The following is a 6,345-nucleotide window of genomic DNA, read 5'->3' as shown; positions in this document are numbered from 1 at the left end:
GCGGCACCGCGGCCGTCTGGCCGTGGTGGCGACCGGTGTGGTGGCGACCGGTGTGGTGGCGACCGGTGTGGTGGCGACCGGCCCGTCCCCGGCGCCGGCGGACGACGGATCCGGGGGCGGCGCGGCGGCCCTGGTGGAACGCACGGTGAAACGACCGGTCCGCGACCAGGGTTCACTCCACGGCTGATCCGCCGCATCGTGCACCGGCTCGGTGTCGACGACGGCCTCCCTCACCAACGGGGCCACTGCATCACGGGCCTAACGCATCACAGGGCTAACGCATCACAGGGCTACTGCATCACAGGTACGCCGACTCAGGTGTCGATGATGGTCAGGCTACCGCCGCGAGTACCCGAACCCGGTGGACCGTCACCGGGGGGACGACCGGCGCGTCACCGCAGCGCGGCGGGCACCGCGACCGTGAGGCAGAAGGGATGGCCGGCGGGGTCGAACAGCACCCGCCAACGGTCCGGATCCGGCTGGGTCGGGGCGAGGGTGGCGCCGAGGCGCAACGCCTCGGCCTGCGCCGCCGAGAGGTCCTCGACGGCCAGATCCAGATGGAGCTGTTTGGGCACGCCGGGCCCAGGCCAGCGGGGAGGCTGGTAGTCCGCGATCGGCATCGCGGTCAGCACGAAGCCGTCCGCGACCACGCCGACGGTGCCCGACGGGCTGGTGAACGCCACCGAACCGCCGAGCAGCCGCGCCCAGAACCACGCCAGCGCATCAGCGTCCGCGCAGTCCAACGACACGGCGACACGGCGAACCACACTCATGGTCCACACGCTAGTACGCGCCGTCCACACCCGATCGCCGGCCGCGGGGACGCCAGGCGCCCCGTTCGCCCTCAGCGAACTACCGACCGTGAGTGGACGAACGCCGGTGGGAGCTGGAATGCGCGCGGGCAGCCCGCTGGTTGTCGCCGGCATGACGACTCTGGGACTCATCGGCAGTGGAAACATCGGCTCAACGGTGGCGAAACTCGCCGTTGCCGCCGGCTATGACGTGGTGCTCAGCAACTCGCGGGGGCCCGAGACCCTCGCGGAGCTGGTGGCGCGGATCGGGCCGCGGGCACGGGCGGCGACGGCCGCCGAGGCCGGCGCGGCCGGCGACCTCGTGGTCGTGACGGTCCCGCTGAAGGCCTACCGGGACGTTCCGGTCGAACCGCTGGCCGCCAAGGTGGTCATCGACACCAACAACTACTACCCGGAGCGCGACGGCACCTTCCCCGAGCTGGAGAACGAGTCGACGACGACGGCCGAGCTCCTCGCCGCCCACCTGCCCACGTCGACGGTGGTCAAGGCGTTCAACAACATCTACTTCAAGCACCTGCTGGCGCTCGCGCGCCCCGCCGGCGCGCCGGACCGCTCGGCCCTCGCGATCGCCGGCGACGACCCGGCCGCGAAGGCGACCGTGACGGCGTTCCTCGACGCGATCGGCTACGACGCCGTCGACGCCGGCCCGCTCGCCGAGGGCTGGCGCTACCAGCGCGACACCGCCGCCTATGCCGGCCTGTACTCGAACGCGGACTTCAGCCAGGCCCACGCCGCGGACGGCGCCACCGTGCGGGCCGCGCTGGCCGCCTCCCGCCGCTACGCGGACGCGGGCGCGGCACGCGGCTGACCCTGACCCACGCCGGGGCGCCGCGTTCACGGGTCGCGCACAGGTTGGGTTCGTAGGGTGGCGTTCGGGACCGGACCCCGCCGGGGGTCCGGCCTGAACCCCCGGAGACGGCAACCAGGTGGCCCTCGGCGATGGTGCGCGGATCGCGGTCCCCTGGCGGCTGCTGCTCGGGTTCCTGCTGGCGTTGCTGGTCGGCGGGGACGCGGCGGGCGTCCCGCTGGCCGTCGGCATCGGCGCGCACCGGGCCGTGTCCGCGGGCCTCGCCCGCACCCCGCCGATGGGCTGGAACAGCTGGAACGCGTTCGGCGCGGACGTGCGCTCCGCCGACATCCGCGCCGCCGCCGACGCGATCGTGGCCACCGGGATGCGCGCCGCCGGCTACCAGTACGTGATCATCGATGATGGCTGGATGGCTCCGGCCCGCGACGCCGAGGGCAACCTGCGCGCGGACCCGGACCGTTTCCCCGAGGGCGTCGCGGCGCTGGCGGCCTACGTCCACGCCCGGGGGCTGAAACTCGGCATCTACGAGTCCCCCGGGCTGAGCACCTGCCAGGGTCTGCCCGGCAGTTACGGACACGAGGCGCGCGACGCCGCCGCGTTCGCTGCTTGGGGCGTCGACTACCTCAAGTACGACGCGTGCGGCTACCTGGACCTGCGCCCGACGGCCACCGACGCCCGGGGCTGGCTGGTCACCGGTTTCACCCGGATGCGCAACGCGCTGGACGCCACCGGCCGGCCGATCGTCTACAGCATCAATCCGGCGGCGGGCGGCGACCCGGCGGCGGCGAAACCGTGGACGTGGGCGCGCACGGTGGCGAACCTGTGGCGGACGACCAACGACCATGTGCCCTGCTGGATGTCCACCGAGCCGCTCGGCGGCTACACCGGCGGCTGCGTCGCCGACAACCTCACCGCGTCGGGCGCCTGGGCGCGCAGCGGCGGCCCGGGGCACTGGAACGACCTCGACATGCTCACCCTCGGTCTCACCCCGGACACCGAAAACGTTGTCGTGCGGGAGATCGGCGCGATCGCCACCGGTTCGGACACCAGCCGCCTCGATGACACCGAGGCCCGCACGGAGCTGAGCATCTGGGCGATGCTCGCCTCGCCCCTGCTCGCCGGCAACGACCTGACCCGCATGGACGCCTCGACGCGCGCGATCCTCACGAACCGGGCCGTCCTCGCCGTCGACCAGGACCCCCTCGGCGCCGCCGCGGTCCGCGAGCCCCGCGCCGACGGCCTGCTGGTGTGGACCCGCCGGCTCACCGGCGGCGACACCGCCGTCCTCGCCGTCAACCCGTCCGCCACCGCCCGCACGACGACCCTCACCGGTGCCGGCCTGGCCCTGCCGGGCGCCGACGCCTACGAGCGGCTCGACCTGTGGACGGGCGCGGTCAGCACGACCACCACCGACGTCGCGCTCCCGCTCACCCTCGCTCCCCACGCCTCGGCCCTGCTGCGCCTACATCCCAGCGGCCGGTCGGAGCACGCCGTCGTCACGCTGTCGGCTTGAACACCTCGTCGAACAGGTCGGTCATCGCCCGCCAGGATCGTTCGTCAGCCCGCCGGTCGTACTTGATCGCAGCCATCTGGGAGCCGTCGGCGGCGGGGTTGGTGAAGCTGTGCGCGGCGCCGCCGTAGAGGTTCATCCGCCAGTCGACCCCGCCCTCGCGCATCTCCTGCTCGAACGCGCGGCGCTGCTCGGGCGGAACGATCGGATCCTCCGTTCCGATGCAGACCAGGATCGCGCCGGTGATGTTCGCGCCGTCCTGGGGCCGGCTGGTCGAGAGCCCGGAGTGGAATCCGACGACGGCCTTGAGGTCGGCCCCACCCCGGGCCAGTTCGAGGGCGAGCGTCCCGCCGAAGCAGAAGCCGATCGCCGCGACCCGGTCCGGGTCGGTCAGCTCATGGTCGAGCAGGATGTCCAGACCGGCCTGCCCGAGGGCGCGCACCCGCGCGGGATCGCCGGAGAGCTGGCCGAAACGCCGGCCGGTCTCCTCCGGAGCCAGCTTGCGCCCGCCACCGTGGTAGTCCAGCGCGAAGGCGACATAGCCCAACTCGGCCAGCCGGCGGGCCTTGTTCCGGGAGTGGTCGCTGAGCCCGTCGCCCTCATGGCAGACCAGCACGGCCGGTCGCGGGCCGGGCCGGGTGTCGTCCACCGACAGCTCGCCGATCAGCTCCAGATCCTCGTAGGTGTACTCGACGTCCGCCGTGTGCATCGATCCTCCTGACTCTGATGGCCCACGACGGAACAGGACGTCCGCCGCGCGCCGCAAGCCTGCCAGATTGACCACGGACGGAGCGGATCTCGCCGGTGGCTAGGCGGTGGGAGTAGCCAGCCACATGCGGATTCCCACGACAACAGGGTTCATAGGGCGATCATGGCAAGATCCGCGACCACCTGGCCGAGGTGCCAGCCCGCGAAGTTGCTGTTGCTGACGATGGTTCAGCCCAGGCGCCGCAGGACCCTGACTGTCAGACTCAGGCGACATGTCCCCTATGCACCCGGCGCCCCGCGCAGGGTTCTGCGTGACACAGGCCGCCGCGGCGGCCACCCCGCCCGGCTCGCGGACCAGACCGCTGACCACCGGTGATCGTGCGTTTCTGCACTTCACCCGGCTCAACCCTGGGGAGAGCCTGGAGATCGGGGTGGTCCTGCACGTCGACGACCCGACCCTGACCGTCGAGGAGCTGCGCGGCCAGGTGGCGCAGCGGCTGCGCGGGGCACCTGCTCTCACCGAGCGGCTCGCCCCGCCGGCCGCGTCCGCGAGCGAGATCGTCTGGGAGTTCGACCATGAGCTGGACCTCGACTATCACGTCGACGCCGAGGAGCTGGCCGCCGGCAGCGGGGACGCCGGTCTGCGGGCGGCGCTGGACCGCATCGCCGCCCGGCCACTCGACGTGGACCGCCCGCTGTGGCGGCTCTGGCTGCTGCACGGGCACACGCCCGGCGCGGTGGACGTCGTCTATCGGTTCAGTCACGTCCATCAGGACGGCGGCGCCCTGCACCAGGCGCTGCATCTGCTGTTCGGACCCGACCGCGACCCGGCGCTTGCGAACCTGCCGACCTACGGCATGCCACGCGCGCGGGACTATGCCCGGATCGTCGCACGGCTGCCCGGTGAGATCCCCTGGACGCGCCAGCTCGCCTCCTGGGGCGGCGCGGCGCGGGGCGGGGCGCGGCACACCTGGGCGGTCACCGACCTCGAGACGCTGCGCCGGATCGCCCGCCGCCACGCGGTGACCATCAACGATGTGTACCTGGCGGCCATCGCCGGAGCGCTGCGCGCCTGGTCACTGCCGGAGTGGGAGCACGGTGGGCGTCCCGTCCACGCCGCGGTACCGATCAACCTGCGCGCTCAGAGCGAGCGCGAGCTCATGTCCAACTTCACGTTCGGTATGCGGGTTCCGTTGCCGTGCGCGGAGCCCGACCCGCACCGGCGGCTGGCCCGGATCGCCGCGCGGACCCGGCGGGCGAAGGCGGACGGAAGCCTCGCCGTGGTCGGACGGCGGATACTGGACACGACCCCGCCGGACGCGCCGCCCCGCACGCTCGCCCAGATCGCCTCCACCGGGGCTCGCACGAAGCGGGCGGCGCTGGTGGCGAGTAACGTCGGCACGATGCGCGGCCCGTTCTCCATCGCGGGCCGGGAGGTCTCCACGCTGATCGGCATGCCGCCGTTGTTCGTCGGCCGCCAGCATCTCTCGGTCGCGCTGTTCGGCCTCGGCGCCCAGCTGTGCGCCGGGTTCGCGGCGAGCGCGAGCGTGCCGCGCCACGGCGAACTGGCCGACCTGTGGCTCGCCGAACTCGCCGCCCTCGATGCTCCCGCCCGGCGGGCGTCCGTCCCAGCAGGAAACCGTGGGGAGAGTTCATGACCGTCTCCGTCGTTGACACCGGGGCGCGCCAGATCAGCCGGTCCGCGGTCGTGAACGCTGCGGCCGAGGAGCTGTTCGCGCTGGTGGCTGATCCGCACCGGCACAGCGAGATCGACGGCTCCCACACGGTGCGCGGTACGGTCTCGGGCCCGGCCCGCCTGTCCGCCGGCGCCCGGTTCTCCATGAACATGAAGGCGTACGGGCTGCCGTACCGCATCACAAGCCGGGTGACGGCGTTCGAGGAGCCCCGGCTCCTCAAGAACCTGCTCCGGTACCGGGTCGGGAAGGACCTCGGGGGTGAGCGGGCCCGGCGGCGGCCAGGCCCGCCGCGAACGCCTCATGGTCGGCGGACGGCACGGCGCGGCCTCCTCACGTCGTTCGCGGAACTGCTGCCATGGTCTCACCCGGCGCTCGCGCAGGATTCGATCCGTATTCCTCCGGGACTCAACCTTCGTGGGTGCGCGGACGTTTCAGAACCCCGAACGCGAACGGCGGCCTTGTGCGCCACCGACGGATCGGAGGCGAGAGTGTCTGAGCGGGAAGGTGTCGAGAGTTGCGCGACGATGAGGAACGGGCGTTCGAGGAGTTCCTCGAACGTACGGCGCAGCGGCTTCTGCGGTGCGCCGTGAGAGTCTTCGGCGGTGAGGCGGTCCGCACGCCGGCGGGTTGGAAGATCACGCGGGGCACCTACTGCGGGGCAGTCATGATGATCTGCCCGTCCTAGACGGTCGACGCGTAGGTCTCGCCCTGCGGCGACCAGCGCCCCCCGGGCCAGGAGGTCGCGGCCTTGATCTTCTTGGTCCGGCGGATCGTCTTGCCGTACAGCGGGTGCTGCACACGGTCCTCAAC

The 6,345-nt window shown here is 72.5% G+C and carries 7 protein-coding genes and 1 pseudogene; 5 read left to right on the top strand and 3 right to left on the bottom strand.

Annotated features, from left to right (window positions below; genetic code table 11):
• Positions 1 to 187 (top strand): hypothetical protein (locus MXD58_RS17365; RefSeq protein ID WP_250609560.1); only part of this gene is annotated, 187 nt, incomplete at its 5' end.
• A 205-nt stretch (positions 188 to 392) separates the two neighbouring features.
• On the opposite strand, the gene MXD58_RS17360 is transcribed toward MXD58_RS17365, so the two are convergent.
• Positions 393 to 773, bottom strand: coding sequence for a VOC family protein (locus MXD58_RS17360; RefSeq protein ID WP_248837107.1), 381 nt, complete (start codon positions 771 to 773; stop codon positions 393 to 395).
• 118 nt (positions 774 to 891) lie between these two features.
• On the opposite strand from MXD58_RS17360, the gene MXD58_RS17355 reads away from it, so the two are divergent.
• Together MXD58_RS17355 and MXD58_RS17350 are read left to right on the top strand one after the other, a co-directional pair.
• Complete coding sequence (locus MXD58_RS17355; RefSeq protein ID WP_518478277.1) at positions 892 to 1,620, top strand: NADPH-dependent F420 reductase; 729 nt, start codon at positions 892 to 894, stop codon at positions 1,618 to 1,620.
• A gap of 118 nt (positions 1,621 to 1,738) precedes the next feature.
• The gene (locus tag MXD58_RS17350) at positions 1,739 to 3,133 is read left to right on the top strand and encodes a glycoside hydrolase family 27 protein (protein ID WP_248837108.1); all 1,395 of its coding nucleotides are present in this window, start codon (positions 1,739 to 1,741) and stop codon (positions 3,131 to 3,133) included.
• Here the strand turns inward: MXD58_RS17350 and MXD58_RS17345 are convergent.
• Positions 3,117 to 3,839 (bottom strand): dienelactone hydrolase family protein, encoded by a 723-nt coding sequence (locus MXD58_RS17345; protein WP_248837109.1) that lies wholly within the window; start codon positions 3,837 to 3,839, stop codon positions 3,117 to 3,119. The genes MXD58_RS17350 and MXD58_RS17345 overlap by 17 nt on opposite strands.
• 310 nt (positions 3,840 to 4,149) lie before the next feature.
• On the opposite strand from MXD58_RS17345, the gene MXD58_RS17340 reads away from it, so the two are divergent.
• Both MXD58_RS17340 and MXD58_RS17335 read left to right on the top strand, forming a co-directional pair.
• Positions 4,150 to 5,496, top strand: coding sequence for a wax ester/triacylglycerol synthase domain-containing protein (locus MXD58_RS17340; RefSeq protein WP_248837110.1), 1,347 nt, complete (start codon positions 4,150 to 4,152; stop codon positions 5,494 to 5,496).
• A gap of 553 nt (positions 5,497 to 6,049) precedes the next feature.
• The gene (locus MXD58_RS17335; RefSeq protein ID WP_248837111.1) at positions 6,050 to 6,220 is read left to right on the top strand and encodes a hypothetical protein; all 171 of its coding nucleotides are present in this window, start codon (positions 6,050 to 6,052) and stop codon (positions 6,218 to 6,220) included.
• 59 nt (positions 6,221 to 6,279) lie between these two features.
• Here the strand turns inward: MXD58_RS17335 and MXD58_RS17330 are convergent.
• Positions 6,280 to 6,345 (bottom strand): annotated as a pseudogene (locus MXD58_RS17330) (30S ribosomal protein S17); the annotation flags it as partial.

The organism is Frankia sp. AgKG'84/4 (assembly GCF_023242965.2).
Taxonomy (GTDB): Bacteria; Actinomycetota; Actinomycetes; order Frankiales; family Frankiaceae; genus Frankia.
The sequence above is the reverse complement of the archived record's forward strand: the minus strand, read 5'-3'. Positions and strand labels throughout refer to the sequence as shown.

What these genes read in the sequence shown, in the direction of transcription:
- MXD58_RS17355 (WP_518478277.1), top strand. Translation starts at nt 892, where the DNA reads ATGCGCGCGGGCAGCCCGCTGGTTGTCGCCGGCATGACGACTCTGGGA.
- MXD58_RS17360 (WP_248837107.1), bottom strand. Translation starts at nt 773, where the DNA reads ATGAGTGTGGTTCGCCGTGTCGCCGTGTCGTTGGACTGCGCGGACGCT.
- MXD58_RS17345 (WP_248837109.1), bottom strand. Translation starts at nt 3,839, where the DNA reads ATGCACACGGCGGACGTCGAGTACACCTACGAGGATCTGGAGCTGATC.